The sequence below is a fragment of the Sphingobium sp. B11D3B genome, from assembly GCF_025961735.1.
GTDB lineage: Bacteria > Pseudomonadota > Alphaproteobacteria > Sphingomonadales > Sphingomonadaceae > Sphingobium.
In genome coordinates this window covers 966,143-987,373 of the sequence record NZ_JAOQOF010000001.1, presented here as the reverse complement: position 1 = coordinate 987,373, position 21,231 = coordinate 966,143, and the positions used below count along the sequence as shown (strand labels likewise).

21 protein-coding genes and 3 tRNA genes are annotated in these 21,231 nt (G+C 65.1%); 8 read left to right on the top strand and 16 right to left on the bottom strand.

All coding sequences use genetic code 11. From position 1 onward, the window contains the following. Positions 1 to 47 precede the first annotated feature (47 nt). Entirely contained in the window at positions 48 to 1,364 is a 1,317-nt protein-coding gene (locus M2333_RS04695; protein WP_264570382.1) for a homoserine dehydrogenase, read from the top strand. 133 nt (positions 1,365 to 1,497) lie between these two features. After that, positions 1,498 to 2,487 carry a class II fructose-bisphosphatase gene (glpX, locus tag M2333_RS04690; protein ID WP_181559765.1) on the top strand — a complete coding sequence of 330 codons (990 nt, stop codon included), beginning with the start codon at positions 1,498 to 1,500 and terminating at the stop codon, positions 2,485 to 2,487. A 79-nt stretch (positions 2,488 to 2,566) separates the two neighbouring features. Here the strand turns inward: glpX and M2333_RS04685 are convergent, their stop codons facing one another. Beyond that, positions 2,567 to 3,337, bottom strand: coding sequence for an ABC transporter permease (locus M2333_RS04685; protein WP_264611007.1), 771 nt, complete (start codon positions 3,335 to 3,337; stop codon positions 2,567 to 2,569). After that, a complete protein-coding gene (locus M2333_RS04680; protein ID WP_264611006.1) occupies positions 3,334 to 4,281 on the bottom strand; it encodes an ABC transporter ATP-binding protein in 948 nt (315 codons plus the stop codon). Before M2333_RS04680 ends, M2333_RS04685 begins: the two co-directional genes overlap by 4 nt. 292 nt (positions 4,282 to 4,573) lie before the next feature. Here M2333_RS04680 and recJ point away from each other — a divergent pair, with 292 nt between their 5' ends. Continuing rightward, positions 4,574 to 6,322 carry a single-stranded-DNA-specific exonuclease RecJ gene (recJ, locus tag M2333_RS04675; RefSeq protein WP_264611005.1) on the top strand — a complete coding sequence of 583 codons (1,749 nt, stop codon included), beginning with the start codon at positions 4,574 to 4,576 and terminating at the stop codon, positions 6,320 to 6,322. Positions 6,323 to 6,399: 77 nt separating this feature from the next. Further along, positions 6,400 to 6,474 (top strand) — tRNA-Glu (locus tag M2333_RS04670). Positions 6,475 to 6,695: 221 nt separating this feature from the next. Here M2333_RS04670 and M2333_RS04665 read toward each other — a convergent pair. The 10 genes from M2333_RS04665 to M2333_RS04620 all read right to left on the bottom strand — a co-directional run bounded on the left by M2333_RS04665 (position 6,696) and on the right by M2333_RS04620 (position 15,824). After that, a tRNA-Leu gene (locus tag M2333_RS04665) sits at positions 6,696 to 6,782 on the bottom strand. 93 nt (positions 6,783 to 6,875) lie between these two features. Then, a complete protein-coding gene (locus M2333_RS04660) occupies positions 6,876 to 7,052 on the bottom strand; it encodes a hypothetical protein (RefSeq protein WP_264585118.1) in 177 nt (58 codons plus the stop codon). Between the two features lie 40 nt (positions 7,053 to 7,092). Further along, complete coding sequence (locus M2333_RS04655; protein ID WP_264611004.1) at positions 7,093 to 7,866, bottom strand: MBL fold metallo-hydrolase; 774 nt, start codon at positions 7,864 to 7,866, stop codon at positions 7,093 to 7,095. Between the two features lie 4 nt (positions 7,867 to 7,870). Further along, positions 7,871 to 8,653: a TatD family hydrolase gene (locus M2333_RS04650; protein WP_264611003.1), complete on the bottom strand. Its 783-nt coding sequence runs from the start codon at positions 8,651 to 8,653 to the stop codon at positions 7,871 to 7,873. Continuing rightward, complete coding sequence (gene metG, locus M2333_RS04645; RefSeq protein ID WP_264611002.1) at positions 8,653 to 10,218, bottom strand: methionine--tRNA ligase; 1,566 nt, start codon at positions 10,216 to 10,218, stop codon at positions 8,653 to 8,655. The genes M2333_RS04650 and metG overlap by 1 nt, the downstream gene beginning before the upstream one ends. 126 nt (positions 10,219 to 10,344) lie before the next feature. Next, a complete protein-coding gene (locus M2333_RS04640; protein ID WP_264611001.1) occupies positions 10,345 to 11,628 on the bottom strand; it encodes an Nramp family divalent metal transporter in 1,284 nt (427 codons plus the stop codon). 240 nt (positions 11,629 to 11,868) lie between these two features. Continuing rightward, positions 11,869 to 12,849, bottom strand: coding sequence for a DNA polymerase III subunit delta' (locus tag M2333_RS04635; RefSeq protein WP_264611000.1), 981 nt, complete (start codon positions 12,847 to 12,849; stop codon positions 11,869 to 11,871). After that, positions 12,846 to 13,475, bottom strand: coding sequence for a dTMP kinase (tmk, locus tag M2333_RS04630; protein ID WP_264610999.1), 630 nt, complete (start codon positions 13,473 to 13,475; stop codon positions 12,846 to 12,848). Before tmk ends, M2333_RS04635 begins: the two co-directional genes overlap by 4 nt. 8 nt (positions 13,476 to 13,483) lie before the next feature. After that, complete coding sequence (locus tag M2333_RS04625) at positions 13,484 to 14,644, bottom strand: D-alanyl-D-alanine carboxypeptidase family protein (protein ID WP_181559776.1); 1,161 nt, start codon at positions 14,642 to 14,644, stop codon at positions 13,484 to 13,486. Positions 14,645 to 14,741: 97 nt separating this feature from the next. Further along, on the bottom strand, positions 14,742 to 15,824 hold the full coding sequence (locus tag M2333_RS04620) for a lytic transglycosylase domain-containing protein (protein ID WP_264610998.1): 1,083 nt from the start codon (positions 15,822 to 15,824) through the stop codon (positions 14,742 to 14,744). 148 nt (positions 15,825 to 15,972) lie between these two features. Between M2333_RS04620 and M2333_RS04615 the strand changes: the two genes are divergently transcribed. Beyond that, positions 15,973 to 16,062, top strand: a tRNA-Ser gene (locus tag M2333_RS04615). Positions 16,063 to 16,406: 344 nt separating this feature from the next. Here the strand turns inward: M2333_RS04615 and M2333_RS04610 are convergent. After that, positions 16,407 to 16,832, bottom strand: coding sequence for a hypothetical protein (locus M2333_RS04610; protein WP_264610997.1), 426 nt, complete (start codon positions 16,830 to 16,832; stop codon positions 16,407 to 16,409). A 385-nt stretch (positions 16,833 to 17,217) separates the two neighbouring features. Here M2333_RS04610 and M2333_RS04605 point away from each other — a divergent pair, with 385 nt between their 5' ends. Then, complete coding sequence (locus M2333_RS04605) at positions 17,218 to 17,406, top strand: hypothetical protein (protein WP_264570395.1); 189 nt, start codon at positions 17,218 to 17,220, stop codon at positions 17,404 to 17,406. A gap of 109 nt (positions 17,407 to 17,515) precedes the next feature. On the opposite strand, the gene M2333_RS04600 is transcribed toward M2333_RS04605, so the two are convergent. From M2333_RS04600 to M2333_RS04590, 3 genes are read right to left on the bottom strand one after another with little or no spacing between them, the layout of a single operon-like run. Beyond that, the gene (locus tag M2333_RS04600) at positions 17,516 to 18,895 is read right to left on the bottom strand and encodes a sensor histidine kinase (protein ID WP_264610996.1); all 1,380 of its coding nucleotides are present in this window, start codon (positions 18,893 to 18,895) and stop codon (positions 17,516 to 17,518) included. Further along, a complete protein-coding gene (locus M2333_RS04595; RefSeq protein ID WP_264610995.1) occupies positions 18,892 to 19,572 on the bottom strand; it encodes a winged helix-turn-helix domain-containing protein in 681 nt (226 codons plus the stop codon). The genes M2333_RS04600 and M2333_RS04595 overlap by 4 nt, the downstream gene beginning before the upstream one ends. Before the next feature lie 19 nt (positions 19,573 to 19,591). After that, positions 19,592 to 19,951 carry a hypothetical protein gene (locus M2333_RS04590; RefSeq protein ID WP_264570398.1) on the bottom strand — a complete coding sequence of 120 codons (360 nt, stop codon included), beginning with the start codon at positions 19,949 to 19,951 and terminating at the stop codon, positions 19,592 to 19,594. Between the two features lie 156 nt (positions 19,952 to 20,107). Here M2333_RS04590 and M2333_RS04585 point away from each other — a divergent pair, with 156 nt between their 5' ends. Next, positions 20,108 to 20,827, top strand: coding sequence for a virulence factor (locus tag M2333_RS04585; protein ID WP_264610994.1), 720 nt, complete (start codon positions 20,108 to 20,110; stop codon positions 20,825 to 20,827). After that, on the top strand, positions 20,820 to 21,230 hold the full coding sequence (locus tag M2333_RS04580; protein ID WP_264594396.1) for a DUF2147 domain-containing protein: 411 nt from the start codon (positions 20,820 to 20,822) through the stop codon (positions 21,228 to 21,230). Before M2333_RS04585 ends, M2333_RS04580 begins: the two co-directional genes overlap by 8 nt. The last annotated feature ends 1 nt before the right edge of the window (position 21,231 follow it).

The following is a 21,231-nucleotide window of genomic DNA, read 5'->3' as shown; positions in this document are numbered from 1 at the left end:
CGGACCTCCGTGCGACCGCCGCTCACACATTTTTGCAGGACATGACCATGACCGACGCCTCTTCCCGCCCCCTTCGCCTCGCCATCGTCGGCTTGGGAACCGTGGGCGCCGGTGTCATTCGCCTGCTGGAGACCAACCGGGATCTGATCGCCCGGCGTGCGGGCCGCCCGATCGAGGTGGTCGCCATTTCCGCGCGGGACCGCAGCAAGGATCGCGGGCTCGATCTCTCCGCCTATGAATGGGTCGACGACATGGCGACCCTCGCGCAGCGCGAGGACATCGATACGGTCGTCGAGCTGATCGGCGGCGCGGATGGCCCGGCCCTGACGCTGGCCCGCCAATGCCTGAGCCAGGGCAAGCCCTTCGTCACGGCCAACAAGGCGATGATCGCCCATCACGGTCTCGATTTGGCACATGAAGCCGAGCGGAGCGGCGTTGCGCTGAAATATGAAGCGGCCGTCGCGGGCGGCGTGCCGGTCATCAAGGGCCTGCGCGAGGGCGCCGCTGCCAATCGCATCATGCGGGTCTATGGCATCCTCAACGGCACCTGCAATTACATCCTCTCCACCATGGAACAGCATGGCAGCCCGTTCGACCAGGTGCTGGAGGACGCGCAGGCCAAAGGCTATGCCGAGGCTGACCCTACCTTCGACATTGACGGTATCGACGCCGCCCACAAGCTGTCGATTCTCGCCAGCCTCGCCTTCGGCACCGAGATCGATTTCGGCTCGGTGGATATCACCGGCATTCGCAATGTCATGGCAGCCGATATCCGCGAGGCCGCCTCGCTCGGGTTCAAGATCAGGCTGGTCGGCATGGCGGAATGCGAGGCGGACGGCAGCGAGAATGTCGGCCTCTTCCAGCGCGTCCACCCCATGCTCGTGCCGCTCGATCATCCCCTTTCCCATGTCGATGGCGCGCTCAACGCGGTCGTGGCGGAGGGCAATTTCGTCGGCCGCCTGTTCTTCCAGGGCGCCGGCGCCGGTGAAGGCCCCACCGCTTCCGCCGTGGTCGCAGACGTTATCGACGTGGCGCGCGATGAATATGGTCCTGCCTTCGCCATGCCGGCCGAATGGCTGCAGCGCCAGGTCAAGGCCGATGCCGGGCAGCGCACCGGCCGTGCGTATTTGCGCTTCCAGGTCCAGGATCGCCCCGGCGTTCTGGCGGAAATCACGGCGGCGATGCGGGATTCGGGCGTGTCGATCGAAAGCGTGATCCAGCGGGCCGCCACTGCGGACGAGGGCGTTCTGGTCGCCATCGTGACGCACCCGGGCGCCCTCTCCGCCATCGACGATCTGCTGCGCAGGCTCGGCGGATCGGACAGTCTACTGGGCGCGCCGATGCTGATGCACATCCTCGACTGACAGGCGCGACCCCGCGCTTAGAGGCCGGGATGCGATATGCGCCCGGCCGCACCGGTAAGACGCTGGCTCATTATCGACATTGCAACAATCCTCGCCTATCGCGTCCCATCAATTCAGCAAAGGATGCCGCAGGATGGGGAAGTCGAATACCGTCGAAGCCAGTTCCGTACTCGATCGGGTACTTGTTCTTGAGATGGTGCGCGTCACCGAGGCCGCCGCGATCGCCGCGTCCAAGCTCGTGGGGCGCGGCGACGAGAAGGCCGCTGACGCTGCAGCCGTCGAAGCGATGCGCAAGGCCTTCGATGGCCTGTACATGGATGGCACGGTGGTGATCGGCGAAGGTGAGCGCGACGAAGCCCCCATGCTGTACATCGGCGAGAAGGTCGGCGGCGCGCCGGGCCGTGGCCCCAAGATCGACATCGCGCTCGATCCGCTGGAAGGCACGACCATCACCGCCAAGGCCGGCCCCAATGCGCTTGCGGTTCTGGCTGCGGCCGAGGAAGGCAATCTGCTCAACGCGCCGGACGTTTACATGGAGAAGCTGGCGGTTGGCCCCGGCTATCCGCCGGACATCATCGACATGCGCAAGAGCGCCACGGAGAATGTCGAGGCGGTGGCCAAGGCCAAGGGCGTGAAGCCCTCCGAGATCATCGTGTGCGTGCTGGATCGCCCCCGCCATGAGAAGCTGATTGCCGAGCTGCGCGGCATCGGCTGCGGGGTGGTGCTGATCGGCGACGGCGACGTGGCCGGCGTGATCGCGACGACGGACCCGGACACCACCATCGACATGTACATGGGCTCTGGCGGTGCGCCCGAGGGCGTGCTGGCCTGTGCGGCCCTGCGCTGCGTCGGTGGCCAGTTCAACGGCAAGCTCTTGTTCCGCAACGAGGACGAGAAGGCTCGCGCCCGCAAATGGGGCATCACCGACCTCGACCGCATCTACAAGCTGGAAGACCTCGCCAAGGGGGACTGCATCTTCGCTGCAACCGGCGTCACCGATGGCTCGCTGCTCGAGGGTGTCAAGCTCCTGCGCGGCGGCAAGATGACCACGAACAGCGTCGTGATGCGGGCCTCGTCCGGCACCGTCCGCTGGGTCAAGGGCGAGCATCGCGCCCGCGACTGACGCACCGAGTATTCAGAGACTGAACCGCCCGCCTGCGTTCGCGCATGGCGGGCGTTTTGGTATCTGACGCCCCTCCGCTCTACTTCTTGAGACGATATCCGGTCTTGAACATCCAGGCGATTACCGCGAGGCAGATGATTAGCATCGCGCTGACGAACGCCACGGAGACGCCCATCGCGACGTCGCCCTTCCCGAAGAAGGTCCAGCGGAAGCCGCTGATCAGATAGACGACCGGATTGAACATGGTGATCGTCCGCCACGGTTCGGGCAGCATATGGATTGAATAGAACGCGCCGCCGAGAAAGGTCATCGGCATGACGACGATGAGCGGGATGACCTGCAACTGCTCGAAACTCTGCGCCCAGATGCCCAGGATGAACCCGAACAGGCAAAAGCTGATCGCGATCACCATCATGAACAGAATCATGGCGAGCGGGTGCGCGATCGGCAGATCGACGAACAAGTGCGCCGTCGCGAGAATCACCAGCCCGATAATCATCGATTTGGTCGCCGCCGCGCCCACATAGGCGATGACCGTCTCCAGCGCGGAAATCGGCGCGGAGAGCAGCTCGTAGATCGTGCCGCTATATTTGGGCATATAGATACCGAAGCTGGCGTTGAAGATGCTCTCCGTGAACATCGACAGCATGATGAGGCCCGGCACGATGAACGCGCCATAGGGAATCCCGTCGACCTCCGTCATCCGCGAGCCGATGGCGCTGCCGAACACCACGAAATAGAGCGTGGTGGTCAACGCCGGCACGACCAGCCCCGTCATCAGCGTGCGCTGGAAGCGGTGCAGTTCGAACAGATAGATCGCGCGGATCGCGTGGATGTTGATGCCGCTCATGCCGCCTGCTCCGACCGGGTCGCGGGCTTGTGGACAAGATCCACGAAAATGTCCTCCAGCGAGCTTTCCTTGGTGTTGAGGTCCTTGTAGCCAATGCCGAGGGCGCTCAGCTGGCCGAGCAGCGCCGAGATCCCGGTGCGCTCGGCCTGGCTGTCGAACACATATTCAAGCTCAGCGCCGTCGCTCTCCAGAGTCACGCGCCAGTCAGACAGGGCAGCAGGCACAGCCGACATCGGCTCATTGAGCGTGATCCGCAGCGTCTTCTTGCCCAGCTTCTTCATCAGCCGCGCCTTGTCTTCCACCAGAATCAGCTCGCCACCGGTGATGACGCCCACGCGATCGGCCATGTCCTCGGCTTCCTCGATATAATGGGTCGTGAGGATGATCGTCGCACCATTGTCCCGCAGCTGGCGAACCAGCGCCCACATGTCGCGGCGCAGTTCCACGTCGACGCCGGCAGTGGGCTCATCCAGAAACAGCAGGCGCGGCTCATGGGCGAGCGCCTTGGCGATCATGACCCGCCGCTTCATGCCGCCGGAAAGCTCCTGCAGCTTGGAGTGGCGCTTGTCCCACAGCGTCAGGTCGCGCAGCACCTTCTCGATATAGGCATCGTCGCGCGGCTTGCCGAACAGGCCGCGGCTGAACCGCACCGTATCGATCACGCGCTCGAACTGATCGGTCGAGAGTTCCTGCGGCACCAGACCAATGGTGGCGCGCGTCTGGCGATAATCCCGTACGATATCGTGCCCGCCGACATGCACAGTCCCGCCACTGGCGCGCACGATGCCGCAGATGATGGATATGAGCGTCGTCTTGCCAGCGCCATTCGGCCCGAGAAGCGCGAATATCTCGCCCTCCTCCACATCGAGATCGACGCTGCCGAGTGCTTTGTGACCGCTGGCGTACTGCTTGGTGACGCCACGGAGCGAGAGGATTGCCGTCATGATAGCGCAGCTACTCCATCGGTCAGGACTTGCAAAGAGCGGCGTGCGGATAAACGGTTCAGCTCGAAAGACGCCGTTCGCAAAATGACCCACTTCGGACGATTTCTCCGTTCGTCCTGAGTAGCTGCTGTGCCTGTCGAAGCGGCGTATCGAAGGATTCGATGCTTCGATACGGCTCCTCGGCACGCGCCTGCGGCGCACCTCAGACCCTACCCAGCACGCGGCGAAGACTAACCCGCCCCAATCACGACGCTCCTATCCTTTCCCCCATAAGCTCGGCTAAGGTGGCGCCATGCGCTTTGCTCTGGATATCGATCGCTCGCTCACCGGCCGTGCCTGGCGTTGGCGCGGGCCTGAGCCGTGCGGCAGCGGCGGCAATCTCGTGGACGATCTGCTGCGCGCGCGGGGGTGCACGCATGACAGCCTGGAGCGCGAACGGGCGCCGACCATCCGCAGCTTCCTGCCCGATCCGTCCATCTTCCAGGATATGGACCGCGCCGCCGAGCGGCTCGCCGCGGCCGTCATAGACCGGGAATCGGTGACTATCTTTGGCGACTACGACGTGGACGGCGCGACGAGCGCGGCCCTGCTCGTCCGGCTGCTGCGCGAGCTCGGGCTTGATGCCGGCGTTTACATCCCCGACCGACTGATGGAGGGCTATGGCCCATCTGGAGAGGCGCTGGTGTCACTGGCACGCAGCGGTGCCAGCCTTGTCGTCACGGTCGATTGCGGCGCCCAGGCCTTTGCCGCGCTGGAGGCCGCGCGCGCCGTGGGATTGGATGTCATCGTCGTCGATCACCACAAATGCGCCGCCTCGCTCCCCCCTGCCCTCGCGCTGGTCAACCCTAATCGGCTCGATGAGGCCGACGAGGCCGCCGGCCATGGCCATCTCGCCGCGGTTGGCGTCGCCTTCCTGCTCGGTGCCGCGCTGGTCCGCACCTTGCGCGCGCGGGGCTGGTTCGCCGCCCGCCCGGAACCGCGCTTGCTGGACCTGCTCGATCTGGTCGCGCTGGGCACCGTCGCAGATGTGGCGCCCATTCGGGGCCTCAACCGCGCCTTTGTCGCCCAGGGGCTCAAGACGATGGCGCGGCGCGGCAATATCGGCCTCAACGCCCTGCTTTCCGCAAGCCGGCTGGAGCGTGCTCCGCAATGCTCGGATCTCGGCTTTGCCCTGGGGCCCCGCATCAACGCCGGCGGACGCGTGGGCCGCTCGGATCTGGGCGTGCGCCTGCTCACCACCGGCGACCCCGATGAGGCCGCCATGCTCGCCGCAGAGCTCGATCAGCTCAATCAGGAGCGGCGCGCGATCGAAGCAACCGTGCAGGAGGAAGCCGAGGCCCTTCTCACAGAGTTGGGCGAGCGCTCCGTCGCCGTGATCGCCGGCGATCTCTGGCATCCGGGCGTAATCGGCATCGTGGCGGGGCGCCTGAAGGAAAAGATCACCCGCCCGGCCATTGTCATCGCGCTTGACGAGGACGGCATCGGCAAGGGCTCGGGACGCTCCATTACCGGTGTCGATCTGGGTGCCGCCATTCTGGCCGCCAAGGACCACGGCCTGCTGGTGGCAGGCGGCGGGCATGCCATGGCGGCCGGGCTTACCGTTCGCCGCGAGCATGTGACCGCGCTGGCGGAGTTTCTGGAAGAGCGGCTGCGCGAGGATGTCGCCCGCGCCACCACCGCCCGCGCCCTCCTCATCGACCTGCTGGTCGCGCCGGCCGGACTGACGCCGGAGCTGATCCAGTCGATGGAACAGGCCGGCCCCTTCGGCAATGGCTGGCCCGCGCCCCGCGTTGCGCTGGGTCCGGTGCGCGTCGTGCGCGCGGATATCGTCGGGACAAGCCATGTGCGCGCCATCGTGGCGGGCGAGGATGGCCGCTCGCTCAAGGCCATGGCCTTCCGCCAGGCAGAGACCGAGCTGGGGCAGATGCTGCTCTCCTCCCGCCCCGGCACGCGCTTCTGGCTCGCCGGCCGCGCCAAGATCGATGATTGGGGTCCACGCCCCGCTGCAGAGTTGCATATCGAGGATCTTGCCATCGCCTGAGCAAATGGCCTTGACCGCGCCAGACCATCCCCGTAAAGGCGCCCTCTCACGGCAGCGATGCACGTCGCTCGCTCAGTGGCCCCTTCGTCTAGCGGTCAGGACGCGGCCCTCTCACGGCTGAAACACGGGTTCGATTCCCGTAGGGGTCACCAGCCTTCCCGGCTGGGCAGGCTTGGAAAAGCCCTTCATCTTCCGACACTGCCTTTCGGTGTGCGATCATCCCGTCGGTGATCGGATACGCGCATGTATGGCACGCGACCGTTAAATTTCGCGCGATGCCAGAGGGCAGGCTACAAGGGAAAAGACACAGCGCCCAAACCCCTTCCCTAGTGTGGGAAGAGCGAAATCATCGCTATTTGGGGTGTCAGAAAAATGGTGCCCAGAAGAGGACTCGAACCTCCACGACCTTGCGATCGCCAGCACCTGAAGCTGGTGCGTCTACCAATTCCGCCATCTGGGCACGGGGTAGGACCGGCGCTTTAGGGGGGCTGTTCGGGGGTGTCAACAGCCTCGAACAGATAAGATGGGATTGATGCAAAATATTGTGTTGGGGTCAGCCAGAGAGGCCGCGGAAGGCCAGAACGACGATCCAGACAGCCGCGAAAATCGCGATCCAGATGAGGATCATCTTCACCAGATGGTGGAGCGGAAGGCGGCGCAGGGCCAGGCTGCTGCCGACGAGGACGAAGGCCAGGACGAACCAGAGGCTGTGCGCAATCATATCGGCCATGGCCAACTCTCCTGCTGGAACGGCCGCCCGCGAAGGGCGATCAGATCAGGGCGGTCAGACAATCGTAGCCGGGCTCGACGCCTTCGGGAAGCATGGTGCGCAGACGTGCATAGTCCATGCTGTTATCCATGTGGGTGAGGATGGCACGGCCGGGACGTATCCGCGCGATCGCCTCCAGCGTCAGAGCCAGATGGGCGTGGGTCGGGTGCGGCCGCTCGCGCAGCGCATCGATGACGAGACAATCCACGCCCGCATAGAGCGAGACCATGGCATCGGTCATCTCATGAAAATCCGTGGCATAGGCCAGCGACCGGCCCCCGCACGAGAATCGGAAGCCGCTGGAGGAGATAAAGCCATGGGGCTGATCGACATGAGTGACCGCGATGTCACCAACTGTCACCCCCTCATCGGGCAGATCATGGCCGGCGATCGTCGCGCGATAGCCCTCTCGCCCGTCGAACGCATAATCGAAACGGCTGCGCAACGCCGCCATGGTCGCCTTGTGACCATAGCCGGGCACAGGGGTGCCACGATGATGCATGATCTGCCGCAGATCATCGATGCCGTGGCAGTGATCGGCATGGTCGTGGGTCCAGAAGACGGCATCCAGATGCACGACATCGGCCGACAGCATCTGCGCGCGGAAATCCGGGGAGGTATCGACCAGCAACCGCGTGGTCGCGCTCTCGACAAGGATCGAGACGCGGGTGCGACGGTTGCGCGGCTCGGCGGGATCGCACTGCCCCCAATCATTGCCGATGCGCGGAACGCCCGAGGAGGTGCCGCTCCCCAACATGACCAGCTTGAGCGTCATGGCGTCACGCGACCGGCGCGGCGCGGGAGAAAAGGGTGAAGAAGTTGCGCGTCGTTGCCTGCGTCAGCGCCTCGAGGGACTCGCCACGGAGATCGGCCAGGAAGCGCGCGGTATCGGCGACGAACGCCGGTTCGCAGGGCCGTCCGCGGTGCGGCACCGGCGCGAGGAAGGGCGAGTCTGTCTCTACCAGCAAACGGTCGGCCGGAATGCGCGCCGCCGTCTGCTGCAAAGCCTTGGCGTTCTTGAAGGTCACGATCCCGGAAATACTGATGAACAGGCCGAGGTCCAGTGCGATGTCGGCAAAGGCATCGCTGGCGGTGAAGCAGTGGATCACCCCGGTGAACGCGCCCTGCCCCATTTCGTCCCGCAGAATAGCGGCGGTGTCCGCCTCGGCATCGCGGGTGTGGATGATGATCGGCAGACCGGTCTCGCGCGCGGCGGCGATATGGGCGCGAAAGCTCGTCTGCTGCTGGGCGCGATCGCTATGGTCGTAATAATAATCCAGCCCGGTTTCGCCAATGCCGACGACGCGGGGATTGGCCGCAGCGGCCACCAGCTTGGCGGTATCGACATGGGCATGGCTATCCGCCTCATGCGGATGAATGCCGACGCTCGCCCAGACGTCCGCCTCGCGCTCGGCCAGTCCGATGATCGCGGCCCACTCCCGCTCGCGGGTGGAGATGTTGAGCATCGTCCCCACCCCCGCCGCACGGGCACGGGCGAGGACGGCGGGCTGATCCTCCACCAGCCCCTCATAATTGAGGTGACAATGGCTATCGACGAGCATCAGGCCTCCGCTGCGGGGAGTTCAAGGCGGGGGAAGAGCGGCTGCTGCGGGCCGACGACATGGCCGCTCGCGCGCAGCGGCGTGTACCAGTCCGTGCCGATGGCGCTGAACGTGCGCGCACCCTGAGGCAGCCCCATGCGGTCGAGCAGTTCCTCTGCGCTGCGCGGGATGACCGGCAGTGCCGAGACGGCCAGGGTGGCAATGCAGACATAGAGCGTCGCCAGCACGGCCTCCATACGGGCCGGATCGGTCTTGCGGAGCGCCCAGGGCGCCTGCGCATCCACATAGGCATTGCAGGCATAGGCCGCGCGCAGCCAGGCCTGGATCGCCTCGTGCGGGGCGAAGCGCTCGAATGCGCCCGGAACATCCTGCATGGCAATCTGCCGCACCTGCGCCAGCAAGGCCTCATCATCGGCATTGGGTGCCGGTGTGGGCACGCGGCCTTCCAGATTCTTGGCAATGAAGCTCAGCACGCGCTGGGCGAGATTGCCGAAGGCGTTGCCAAGCTCGGTATTCGATTTATGAACAATGGCTTCCGCGCTATAGCTGCCATCATTGCCGAAGCCGACCTCGGCCAGCAGGAAGTAGCGCAGCGGATCGACGCCGAAGGCCTCGGCCAGCTCGACCGGATCGGCAACATTCCCCAGTGACTTGGACATCTTCTCGCCGCGGTTGAGCAGGAAGCCGTGGCCGAACACCGTTTTCGGCAAAGGCAGTTTCGCGCTCATCAGGAAGGCCGGCCAGTAGACCGTGTGGAAGCGTACGATATCCTTGCCGATGATGTGGACGATGTCGCCCCCTTCCGCCCAGTATCGCGCCATGCGTTCTGGATCAGAGGGATAGCCGCAACCTGTGAGATAGTTTGTGAGCGCATCCACCCACACATACATGACGTGATCCGGCGAGCCGGGGACCTTCACGCCCCAATCGAAGCTGGTGCGCGAGACAGACAAATCGCGCAGCCCGCCCTCGACGAAACGGAGGATCTCGTTGCGGCGGCTTTCGGGCTGAATGAAGTCCGGCTGATCGCGATACAGCGCCAGCAGGCCGTCCTGATAGGCCGAGAGGCGGAAGAACCAGCTTTCCTCGACAGTCCATTCGACCGGCGTGCCCTGCGGGGAGAGCTTTTCCCCGCCATCGCTGAGGCTTAGCTCGCTCTCATCATAATATGCCTCATCGCGGACCGAGTACCAGCCTTCATAGCGATCCAGATAAAGGTCGCCATTGTCGACCATCGCCTGCCAGATGGCCTGGCTTGCGGTATGATGGGCCGGCTCACTGGTGCGGATGAAGCGATCATAGCTAATGTTCAGAAGATCATCCATCTCCCTGAAATAGCCTGACATCTCATCGGCCAGCGCGACAGGCTCAACCCCGCGCGCACGGGCGGCCTGCGCCATTTTCAGGCCATGTTCGTCGGTGCCGGTCTGGAAGAACACGTCCCGCCCCATCATCCGGGCCGCGCGGGCGAAGGCGTCCGTCGCGATTGCTTCATAGGCATGGCCGATATGCGGGCGGCCATTGGGGTAACTGATCGCCGTGGTAATGGTGAAGGGTTTGGGCATGATGTCCTGCTGGATAAGGGCCGTCTGACGCGCGGCCTTCGCTTGCGGCTTCTCTAGCGGGGTACAGGGAGGATGCCTAGACTCCTCTCCGACCTCGCGGCACAGCGCCGTGCGGCAAGCCGTGACCTATAGCAGCGAGCGGATCTGATCGACGCACAGCACTGCAAACAGCAGCGAAGCCAGCCCGAGCATCAGGTTCGACCACCAGCCCGAGCGCCACTCCGCAGGCACGGCTTTCGAATTGAGCAGCCACATGAGCGTGACCGCGAGGAAGGGCATGAAGAAGGCACCGAACGCGCCATAAGCGATGATGAGCGCAAAAGGCTGGCCCAGAAACAGCAGGAGCATGGGCGGGAAGGTGAGCCAGAGGACATAGAAGCGGAAGGCCGGCGTCCGGTCCAGCGTCGCCGCGATGGCCGGATCATGCACGGCAGTTTCCCCTGCCCGTTCCGCCCGGATACTGCGGACGAAGTCCGCGAACAGTAGGGACACGCCTTGCCAGACGCCGAGCACCGACGAAAAGGTCGTCGCCGCGAACCCGATGAGGAACAAGGTCGCCACGGTGCGCCCGAAGCGCGCCTCCAGCACCGCGCCCAGGTCGAGCAGGCCCCGGTCGCCACCGGAAAGCGCGATCTGCGCGGTGTAGAGCAGTTCGGCACCGACGATGAGCATGGCGATCACGAAGACCCCTGTCGCGATATAGGCCACGCGATTGTCGAACCGCATCATCGGGATCCAGGCTGGGGAGCGCCAACCCTTTGCGTTGACCCAATAGCCATAGGCCGCGAGCGTGATCGTGCCGCCGACGCCGCCGATGAGCCCCAAGGTGTAAATGGCCGAGCCCTCCGGCAGCGTGGGCGCGAGGCCGATCAGTGCTGCGTCGAGATCCGGCATGACGAGGATCGCAAGCCCGACAACGACGACGAACATGACGCCGATCAGCAGCTTCATCACGGCCTCGAACACCGCATAGCGATTGAACAGGACGAACAGCGCGCCGGCGAGGCCCGAGGCCATGCCCCACGCCCAGAACGGCAACAGGCCGGGAAACATCGCAGCGAGCGGCAGCGCAGTCGCGCTCATCGCCGTGCCGCCATACACGAAGCCCCAGATCAGGATGTAGATGCCGAAATACCAGCTCGTCCAATGGCCGAGCGACCGCCAGCCTTGCAGCATCGTCGATCCGGTGGCGAGATGATAGCGCCCGGTCGCCTCGGCCAGCGCGATCTTGATGATGCAGCCGATGACGGCGGCCCAGAGCAACGCATAGCCAAAGCGCGCGCCGGCAACGAGCGTGGCGACGAGATCGCCGGCACCGACGCCGGTCGCGGCCACGACGATGCCGGGGCCGAGCCGTTTCCAGCGCTCCAGTCCGACGGGCGGGGTTTCGTCTATCGGTGTGGAAGGCAAGTCGGGCGCATCTCGGGTTTGCCTGTGCTCACTCACCATCCTGTCAGTCCCCACACTTGCTGTCCCGCGAGGGGTATAGCGCGATTTTGGCGGTGTGGTGATTTTCCTGCGGAGCGAGCCGATGATGTACGCTTGGATGCGCTCCTGCGAAGGCAGGAGCCTGGGGCGGCTAGGCTCGTCGGTTTGGCCCTGGGCTCCTGCCTTCGCAGGAGCACCCTATTCAGAAAGGCCAGCGAGCACCTATCGCACCGCGCGCGCCACGGTCTCGCACAGGGTGTAGACCAGCGCGCCGGGCTCGAGCTGCAGCGGGGTGACAGCGCCGGCGCCGAGGCGCTGGGCTTCTTCATAGGCGGCGATGGCCGGCCCGAGACTGGGTGCGGGCGCACCCCGCAGACGGCGGGCAATGTAGCGCGGCACAAGATCGACAAAGGCTTCGAGGCGTGGGCGAGCCGCGACACCCGAGAGCGCGCTCATCAGGCCGGCGCGGGCGCCTTCCCCACCGCGTCCACCCTGCGCGATGGCATCGAGCGCGCGCTCCAGCCCGGGCAGATCCAGATCGCGATTGGCGATCGCCTGCCCCGGCGATCCCTCGGCACTGGCCGCCAGCGCGGCGCGCTCAGGCTCTGGCACCTCCGACAGCGCGGTCGCCAGCGCCTGTGCCATGCTCGCATCATCGAGCGGTGCGAAGCGCATCACCCGGCAGCGCGAGCGGATGGTGGGCAGCAGGCGACCGGGCCGATGCGCCACGAGCAGGAAGATCGCACCCGTCGGCGGCTCTTCCAGACTCTTGAGGAGGGCGTTGGCAGCGCCCGCCTCCAGATCATCCGCGCTGTCGATCAGCACGACACGCCGGCTGCCCATGGAGGGCGCGCTGTGCAGCAGCCGCGAGAGGCTGCGCACCTGATCGACGGTGATGTTCCGGGCGAGTGCGCCGTTGTCAGTCTTGCTGTCGCGCTCAAGTCGTTCGAGCCGCATGAAATCGGGATGGGCCCCGCCGTCGAAAAGGCGCATGGCCGGGTCGGTGGGGTCCGGTGCGAGCCGGTCGGACGGAACGGGACGACCCGCGCCGCTCACCAGTAGCCGCCGAGCGAAATCATAGGCGATCCCGGCCTTGCCCAGCCCTCGCGGGCCGGCGAAGATCCAGCCATGATGCAGACGCGTCGTCGCGCTCGCCTCGATCAGCGTCGCGATCTGCTCGTCATGGCCGAGCCAGCGCGTCATCGCAGCCAGTCGGCGAGCGCGGCCAGCAGCCGGTCGCGCACCGTCTCCATCGATCCGCTGGCATCAATGTCCCGGAAACGCGCAGGTTCAGCGGCTGCGAACCGACGGAAGGACTCGGCGACATCGCGATGAAACTCAGCATCCCGCCCGCCGATCCGATCCACCGCCCCGGCATCCCGCGCGCCGGCCCGTTCGCTGCTCTCATCGAGCGGCAGGGCGAGCAGGAGGGTGCGATCCGGCAACAGCCCGCCCGAGCCGATCCGGTGAAGGGTCAGAATGTCCTCGTCGCTCAGCACGCCGCCCACGCCCTGATAGGCCCGGCTGCTGTCCAGAAAACGGTCGCAGATCACCCATTTGCCGGCCTCCACGGCCGGCAGAATGGTGCGCTCGGCATGATCGGCCCGGGCCGCAGCGAACAGCAGCGCCTCGGCGCGCACGCTCCAGCGATCCGCCGCACCGGAGAGCAGGAGGCCGCGAATGGCCTCGGCCCCCTCGCTGCCACCGGGCTCGCGGGTCAGCACTGTCTGGATGCCGCGCGCCTCAAGCGCCTCCGCGAGCAGACGGGCCTGCGTGGACTTGCCGACGCCCTCGCCGCCTTCCAGCGTGATGAAGCGGCCGCGCGTCATGTCGGTACTCAGCTAAAGAAGGAGAGGAAGCCGTTCCACAGGCGCGCGAAGAAGCCGCCTTCTGCGACAGCTTCCTTGGCTACAAGCGGCAAGGTCTGCGTAGTCCCGTCACCGGCATCCACCACGAGCTGCGCGATCTCCTGCCCCTGCGCGATCGGCGCCTTGATCGGGCCGCGATAGACGACACGCGCCTTGATCTCGCCATTCGCCGCCGCAATCGGCACGGTCGCGACGAGATCGCGCGGCGTCACCAGATCGACCGAGCGGGCCCAGCCGCCCTGGACCTGCGCCTGCCCCAGGGTAACGCCCTTCTTGGCCAGCGGTTTGGACCGCCAGGCCTTGAAGCCCCAATCCATGAAGCGCACCGATTCCTCGACACGGCCATTGAAGCTGGTGAGGCCCGCGACGACCATCACGAGACGGCGGCCATTCTGCTGGGCCGAGCCGGTGAAGCCGTAGCCTGCCTCCTCGGTATGGCCGGTCTTTAGGCCATCCGCGCCATCCACACGCCCGAGAATCGGGTTGCGATTGGCCTGGCTGATCTCCGATCCGCCCATGGTCTGGCCCCAGGTGAAGGATTTGACCGTGTAGAATTGCTTGTAGAGGTCCGGCGTCTCTTCCAGCGTGTTGCGGGCCAGCGTCGCGAGATCGCGGGCGGTGGTGTAGGTCCGGCCTTCGTCCGGCCAGCCGGTGGTGTTGGCAAAGTGGCTGTTGGTCATGCCCAAGCGCTTGGCTTCGGCATTCATGAGGTCAGTGAAGGCCTCTTCCGAGCCGGCAATGCCCTCGGCGAGCACCACGCAGGCATCATTGCCCGAGAGCGTGACGATGCCGTGCAACAGGTTCTCGACAGAGACCTCCTCATTGACGGAGAGGAACATGGTCGAGCCCTGGCTATGCCACTTACGCCAGGTTTCCGGGCGGACGGTGAACTTCTGGTCGAGCCGCAGCTTGCCCTGCTTGATGAGATTGAACGCCACATGCGCGGTCATCATCTTGGCCATGGAGGCCGGCGGCATCCGCCGGTCCGCATCCTTGTCGAAAAGCACCCGGCCGGACGACAGATCGACCATATAGGCGACGGAGGCCTCGGAGGTGTAGCTTGGCGTGTTCGCCTGCGCGGCGGACAGGAAGAGCGGCAGGACGAGGGCAATCGGCAGAAGTGCGCGCATGGGAAAATCCGGTCGTTGACAGGTCATCGCGCGCCCTGCGGGCATCGCGGCTTCGCTTCGTCCTTAGCCATCCGCCATGGCTCTGCCTAGCCCCGGATCAAGGCCGCACCGCATCGGCCAGCAGGCCGACGGACAGCGCGTAGAAGTTCGAGCAATTGTAATCGAGGATCACGCGGTAATTGCCGGTGAGCAGATAGGCCGTCTTGCCCGGGCCATCCGGCTCGATCAGCGTCGCCTGAATGCTGCCATCCGGCCAGGAGCCGCCCTCCGGCATGATTCCGAGCGCCTGCCACTCGCGCATCGAAAGCCAGCGACTGTGGCGACCGAACACGCGCGGGCAGCGAGTGGGATTGAGCGTGCTGGCGATCCGGCCTCGATCGAACCCGGTCGGCAAGCGCACCGCGACGCCCCAAGGCTCGCCCTTGCGCCAGCCGGCGCGCTGGAAATAATTGGCGATGGAGGCCAGCGCGTCGGGCTCGCTCGACCAGATGTTGGGCGTCCCGTCACCATCGGCATCCACCGCATCGCGCAGATAGACGCTGGGCAGGAACTGCGGATAGCCAAACGCGCCTGCATAGCTACCGACCAGCCGCTCACGCGGGACCCCGCGCTGCATCATCGACATCACGGCCAGCAGTTCCGGCTCGAACAGCGCACGCCGGCGCCCTTCATAAGCCAGCGTCGCCAGCGAGCGGAGCAGGTCGAAATCGCCGCTGATCGTGCCGTAATTCGTCTCATGGCCATAAATCGCGACCATGATCTCCTCCGGCACGCCCGTATCACGCTCGATGGCCACCAGCAGCGCGCGATTGGCGTTGTAGACCGCGCGGCCGCGGGCAATCTTGCGCGCATCGATATGGCGCTGGCGATAGGGCTCGAAATCGGGAATCGGGGCATTGTCGGCCGTCGGCAGATTACCGCGATCCAGCGCCGCAACACGCGGATTGAAGCTCAGCCCAGCAATTGCACGGTCGAATGTCGCATCGCTCACGCCCTGCGCCCGCGCCTTACCCCGCAGGCTCTCCAGATAGCCCGTAAACCCGGCCGCCGTCTGCGCATCCACCGGATCGTTCGACGATGGCAGCGCCTGCGCATTTGCAGGAACCTGCGCCGCGAGGGAAAGACCAAGAGCGAGACCGCATAGCGGCAGGAGCCGACGGCGAAGCGAGTGCGTTGTCATCGGTGCATATTGGCAGAGTTAACGCAGGACGCGCAAGGCAAGCCTCCGCAATTGGACGCATCGCCGCTGCGACGAACCGCCCGCACAACGATCCTCCGTTCGCGCGGGCTTCCTTTGCCGAACAGTTTCGATTAGGGCGCGGCACAACGGACAGGTGGCCGAGTGGTTTAAGGCAGCGGTCTTGAAAACCGCCGTGGGTGGAAGCTCACCGTGGGTTCGAATCCCACCCTGTCCGCCAAAAATTAATACATGTGATTGTTTTAAAGCGTAAAATTCTGCCGATTGGTTACTACCCACCGTTTTACAAACTACAAGGAAGCATAAATGGTGATCTTGCTTCGGGCTTCATATCCGCGCCGGTCTCGTGCCGTGGATCCAAGCAGCCTATCTTGTTAGCCTCGAACCCACTCCTCGGCTCACCTGACTTCATAACGCGATTTCAAAGCGCCGGGCCCTCCCCCTCTAGTTAGGGAAATCCGCTCCGACGACAGCAAGGGAAAGCTGTCGCATGGAGGGATGTGACACGATTCCGCTTAGCAAGAGTTACGGGAAGGACCCAATTAGTCTAGCCGGCCGCCCAACTCATTCTAATGTATCAACCCACTGCACCTCGACGTCGTACCGCAATGACTTCGCGTTGTATCCCTCGGCTACAGGAACGCTGATGCACTGCCACATCGATTGACTAGGCTGAAGGATCAGGTCGGTTTCATAAGTGGGATATCCCACGACCAGATTGGTAGAATATCCGGGCCGTGTCGCCTTAATGCTAAAGTGGATGGCGTTAATGGTCTCCGATGATGAATTGTGAAATCTGACTTTCACGGGCCATCGTTCATTGCACCGTTCTTCTTCCACCGGAGCCTTGCCATTGGTTGAAGGCAAGCGCAGGACCGGCGCGGTCCCATCATAATACTGCGCGGACGCTTGTTCAGTAAGCCTTTCCGAGAGAGGCGGGAACAGGATTGGGGTAACCCACGCGACGCCCACCGCAATCAGTCCGAGCATGAGCACGATGATGAAAAGCCGCCAAAGTATCTCCAGTAGCTTTAGGATAGCTTCCCCAATCGGCACAGGCCGGGACAGTTCACCGATATAGAATGGCCCTCTCCATACGGAACGGACCGCCCGGCCCAACCAATACGACATACCCCCTCCGCTGCTTCCTTGTCGGCCTCTGTCAGCGCTCGACAACATCAACATCGAACCGCCCTTCCGCCGTCATGATCCAGCGCGCAGCGGCAGGCAAGGTTAGTCTTTCGCCGCGATGGATCGTGCGTCTTCCAGCGCCACATGTCCAAAAGTTCATGCAGGCGCCATGCTCCGGTTCGGTGCGCGGGGCCATAAGGGGCTTGCGATCCACGAAGGGTCGCTTGTTGAAGGAGATACCCTCATGAACCGTCGCCTGATCATTGCCGGCCTGGCATCCCTCGCAGCCATCGCCACGCCGGTTGTCGCGTCGGCCAAGACGGCACCGGCGAAGGAGAGCCATCACAAGGTGGCCAAGCCCGCCAAGCCCGCCAAGAGCACGACGACTGCATCGCTCGCTGCCCCGGCCAAGAGCACGACCGACAAGAAGTGACCCCCGTCACCGGAGCCATGCCGTCCCTCCCCTTGCCCGCATGGCTCCGGTCGACCGCTTCATCGAACAGGCATGATCCTGTCGGCAGCGGAAGCAGACCGAAGGCTGCTCAGCCTCCCACGCCGATGAGAATTTCAACCGCGAACAGACCATGGCGGCGGGTGAAACGGACCTGACCGCCATGCATGCGCGCCACGGCCGCGACGAGCGATAATCCAAGCCCTGCGCCCGCCTGCCCGCGCGCGGCATCCAGCCGACCAAAGCGCCGCAGGGCCTCTGCTTCCCGATCCGGCGCAATCCCCCGGCCTTGATCGGCAAGACCAACGATCACGTCCGCGCCCTCGCGATCCAGATACAGCGTCATCGCACCCGCGCCATATTTGAGCGCATTGTCGAGGAGGTTGGCGAGCGCCTGCCCTAGCAGTTCGCGATGGACGCTGACCTCGACCGGCCGCTCGATTGCGATGGAAAGGGTGCGGCCCTGCTCCTCGACCAGCGGCGCATACAAGTCTTCCAGATCGGCGAGCATCTCCCCGAGCAGCGTGGGCCGGAAGCGCTCGCGCCCGATGCCCGCTTCCGCGCGGCTGATCTCCAGCGCGGTGGTGAGCATGGCGAGCAGCTGGTCCGCCTCGCGGCTGATGCCCTCGATGGCCGTGCGCATTGCCGCCGGATCGTCCGTCTCCAGCGCCCGGTCGATTCGTGCGCGCAGGCGGGTCAGTGGCGAACGCAGATCGTGCGCCATGCTATCGGTGACGGTGCGCAGTTCGCCGATCAGGCTGCCGATCCTGTCCAGCATCCCATTGATCGCCTCCCCCAACCGGTCGAAGCTGTCCCCGGAACCGTGCAGCGGCACGCGCTGCTCGATATCGCCCGCGCCCACGCCCTCTGCCGTCGCGGCGATGTGCCCGATCCGCCGATCGATAATCTGCACCACGAACCATGCGCCGGCGAGCGCGAGCGGCAGGGCAAGCGCCAGCGCGGTCAGCAGGGCCTCGTGAACAGTCTGGCGGATCTGATCGCTGGCCTCGGCGCGGCGGCCGACGAGCAAGCGGCGCCCATCGCCCAGCCGCGCGGCGGTGATGCCGAACGGGGCCGGCTCTGCATCTCCCAGCCGATAAAGCTCGGCGCGGGTCCAGCCCGCCTCGGCCGGGACATTGGGCGGCCAGTCCGAGAGATTTCCAGCCACTTTGCGCCCGTTACGATCCACGAGCAGAATGAGGGCATCGTCATCTTCCGCCGTTCGCTCGGCGATCGCCCGGTTCAGCGCCTGCGCGCCTTCATCCCGGCCGATCATCAGCAGGCTGTCGCGATCCTCAACGGCGATGCTGCGGTCGGCCGCCGCGAGGTCGGCGCGCACGAATTGCGTGACCGAGGCCAGTAACGCCGCGCCGAACACCAGCTCCAGCAGCAAAATCCAGCCCATGAAGCGGACATGTGACGAGCGCAGCCAGCGCAGGCCCGCCCCGGATGCGACACCCTGTCGACTCATTCGCCCAGCCGGTAGCCCGCGCCGCGCACGGTGTGGATCAGCGGGACATCGCCCTCAATATCGATCTTCCGGCGCAAGCGGCTGACATGCACATCGATGACGTTGGTGCCGGGGTCGAAATGATAATCCCACACGCCTTCGAGCAGCATCGTGCGCGTGACGACCTGTCCTGCGTAACGCATGAGATATTCGAGCAGTCGGAATTCGCGCGGCTGAAGGTCGATCCGCCGGCCGCCGCGCTGGACGGTACGCTTGAGCAGGTCCATGTGGAGATCGCTGCAGGCAAGCGTCGTCTCCACCGATGTACCATGGCCGCGCTTGCGCATCAGCAGTTCCAGCCGGGCGAGCAGCTCGGCAAAGGCGAAGGGTTTGACGAGATAATCGTCGGCGCCGGCCGTCAGCCCTGTCACGCGGTCGTCGACGGAGCCGAGCGCGGTGAGCAGGATCACTGGCGTTTCGATGCCGGCCGCGCGCAATGCACCCAGCACGGCCATGCCATCCATGCCCGGCAGCATCCGGTCGAGAATGATCGCGTCATAGCCACCATCGGTCGCCATGAAGAGGCCGTCGCGCCCATCCGCGCTGTGATCGCCGACATGGCCATGCTCGGCCAGCCCCTTCAAGATGAACTCGGCCGTCGCACGATCATCTTCGACCAAGAGTATTTTTCTGCCCATTCCACCGTCCCTGCCGCCATTATTTGCCGCATCGTCGAGCGCGGGCCTCATATCGCACGGCGCCGTGCGCCAGCGATAGCGGAATGTCGCAATGGGCGGGATCGTCGATCATGTGCCGCGCCACGCCGAGCCTTCGCACTGCATGCCCATCCACAGCGCGCAATTGATCGCCCACCGCAATCGGCCCGCCCCCTGCCTGCCCGTCCCGCAGGCTGGTCACAACGATCCGGCCAGCCTTGTCCTCGCCCAGCGTGAACCCGGCATGCGCAGCATGGCGAGGCGCGGCCGCGGACGGGGGCACGAGATGAGAGGACAGCAAGGGTGGCGCTCCCGCCAGCGGAACGAGAAAGAAGTAGAGGAGGCGGTTCGAGAGGCCCATGACATGCTGCCTAAGCCCCCGCGAATGGCGGGCGGCTGACCGCCACATGACATGAAGTTCATGAAGCGGCCACCGCGTTGACCGGCTGTCGCTGCCAGAGGATAACACTCAGACGATCATGGACATGAGAGCAGCATGACGAGGCGCGGAGGACGGATGCGGAAGACGGCAATCACGCTCGCGGCCCTCACGGCTCTAGTGCTCATGGCGTTCGGCTGGCTGGGCTATCTGGGCAGCGACCCGTTCACGGTTTTGCGCCCCGCCGGCTACCAGCCGCGCGCCGGTGCGCCTGTGGCGGTCATCTTTTCCGGCGACATGGGCTTTCGGGTCGGCATGGGGCCAAGGATTGCGCAGCGCCTTGAGGCGGCCGGCATCCCGGTGGTGGGCGTCAACAGCCTGACCTATTATCGCCAGACCCGCACCCCATCTGAGGCTGCTGCGCTCATCACCCAGGCACTGGCGCAGGCGCGCGCCGTGAACCCGCAGGGGCGCGTGGTGCTGATCGGCCAATCCTTTGGCGCGGATATGCTCCATGTCGGCCTCGCCAACCTGCCGGAGGCGCAGCGGCGCGATATCGCTCTGGCCGCGCTCTTCGTGCCCGGCGCGACGGTCGAGTATCGTGCATCGCCGAGCGAGGTGCTGAGCTTCTGGGAGACCGAGCATGATGCCCTGCCTAGCGCGCGCACGCTCAGCTGGCTCCCCTTGCTCTGCGTCTACGGCAAGGAAGAACCGCATAGCCTCTGCCCCCGACTCCACCTGCCTAATCTGCGCATTCATGGCCTGCCTGGTGGGCATCAACTGAACTGGGATGTCGCGGCGGTCACCGGACTATTGTTCGACGCGATGACCTCGGCCGGGATCAATCCTCATGGGTAAGCTGCTCGCGATAGCCGTTGCCGCCATGATCGGCGCCTTCACGCCGGCTCATGCCGAGAACGCCATTGCCGGGCATTGGATCAATCCGCGCGGCACGGTGGTCGTCACCACGGGCGATTGCGACGGCGGCCTGTGCGGCTGGGTGAGCTGGGCGAACGCGACCGCCCTTGCCGATGCCGCAGACGCTGGGGTCTCCAGGCTGATCGGCACCAAGCTCCTGCAGGATTATCATGCCAAGTCACCGGGGCATTGGGCGGGCCGCGTCTATGTGCCGGACCTTGGCCGCACCTTCTCATCCACCATCGAGCAGCTCGACCGGGATCGGGTGAAGATTTCCGGTTGCCTGATCGGCGGCTGGCTGTGCAAAAGCCAGATCTGGGTCCGCCAGGTTCAGGCCGATTAGC

Bases quoted from the DNA above. Each gene is read 5' to 3' on its own strand.
- M2333_RS04695 (WP_264570382.1), top strand. From the start codon at position 48: ATGACCGACGCCTCTTCCCGCCCCCTTCGCCTCGCCATCGTCGGCTTG.
- glpX (WP_181559765.1), top strand. From the start codon at position 1,498: ATGGGGAAGTCGAATACCGTCGAAGCCAGTTCCGTACTCGATCGGGTA.
- M2333_RS04685 (WP_264611007.1), bottom strand. From the start codon at position 3,337: ATGAGCGGCATCAACATCCACGCGATCCGCGCGATCTATCTGTTCGAA.
- M2333_RS04680 (WP_264611006.1), bottom strand. From the start codon at position 4,281: ATGACGGCAATCCTCTCGCTCCGTGGCGTCACCAAGCAGTACGCCAGC.
- recJ (WP_264611005.1), top strand. From the start codon at position 4,574: ATGCGCTTTGCTCTGGATATCGATCGCTCGCTCACCGGCCGTGCCTGG.
- M2333_RS04660 (WP_264585118.1), bottom strand. From the start codon at position 7,052: ATGGCCGATATGATTGCGCACAGCCTCTGGTTCGTCCTGGCCTTCGTC.
- M2333_RS04655 (WP_264611004.1), bottom strand. From the start codon at position 7,866: ATGACGCTCAAGCTGGTCATGTTGGGGAGCGGCACCTCCTCGGGCGTT.
- M2333_RS04650 (WP_264611003.1), bottom strand. From the start codon at position 8,653: ATGCTCGTCGATAGCCATTGTCACCTCAATTATGAGGGGCTGGTGGAG.
- metG (WP_264611002.1), bottom strand. From the start codon at position 10,218: ATGCCCAAACCCTTCACCATTACCACGGCGATCAGTTACCCCAATGGC.
- M2333_RS04635 (WP_264611000.1), bottom strand. From the start codon at position 12,849: ATGACGCGCTGGCTCGGCCATGACGAGCAGATCGCGACGCTGATCGAG.
- tmk (WP_264610999.1), bottom strand. From the start codon at position 13,475: ATGACGCGCGGCCGCTTCATCACGCTGGAAGGCGGCGAGGGCGTCGGC.
- M2333_RS04625 (WP_181559776.1), bottom strand. From the start codon at position 14,644: ATGCGCGCACTTCTGCCGATTGCCCTCGTCCTGCCGCTCTTCCTGTCC.
- M2333_RS04620 (WP_264610998.1), bottom strand. From the start codon at position 15,824: ATGACAACGCACTCGCTTCGCCGTCGGCTCCTGCCGCTATGCGGTCTC.
- M2333_RS04610 (WP_264610997.1), bottom strand. From the start codon at position 16,832: ATGCTCGGACTGATTGCGGTGGGCGTCGCGTGGGTTACCCCAATCCTG.
- M2333_RS04605 (WP_264570395.1), top strand. From the start codon at position 17,218: ATGAACCGTCGCCTGATCATTGCCGGCCTGGCATCCCTCGCAGCCATC.
- M2333_RS04600 (WP_264610996.1), bottom strand. From the start codon at position 18,895: ATGAGTCGACAGGGTGTCGCATCCGGGGCGGGCCTGCGCTGGCTGCGC.
- M2333_RS04595 (WP_264610995.1), bottom strand. From the start codon at position 19,572: ATGGGCAGAAAAATACTCTTGGTCGAAGATGATCGTGCGACGGCCGAG.
- M2333_RS04590 (WP_264570398.1), bottom strand. From the start codon at position 19,951: ATGGGCCTCTCGAACCGCCTCCTCTACTTCTTTCTCGTTCCGCTGGCG.
- M2333_RS04585 (WP_264610994.1), top strand. From the start codon at position 20,108: ATGCGGAAGACGGCAATCACGCTCGCGGCCCTCACGGCTCTAGTGCTC.
- M2333_RS04580 (WP_264594396.1), top strand. From the start codon at position 20,820: ATGGGTAAGCTGCTCGCGATAGCCGTTGCCGCCATGATCGGCGCCTTC.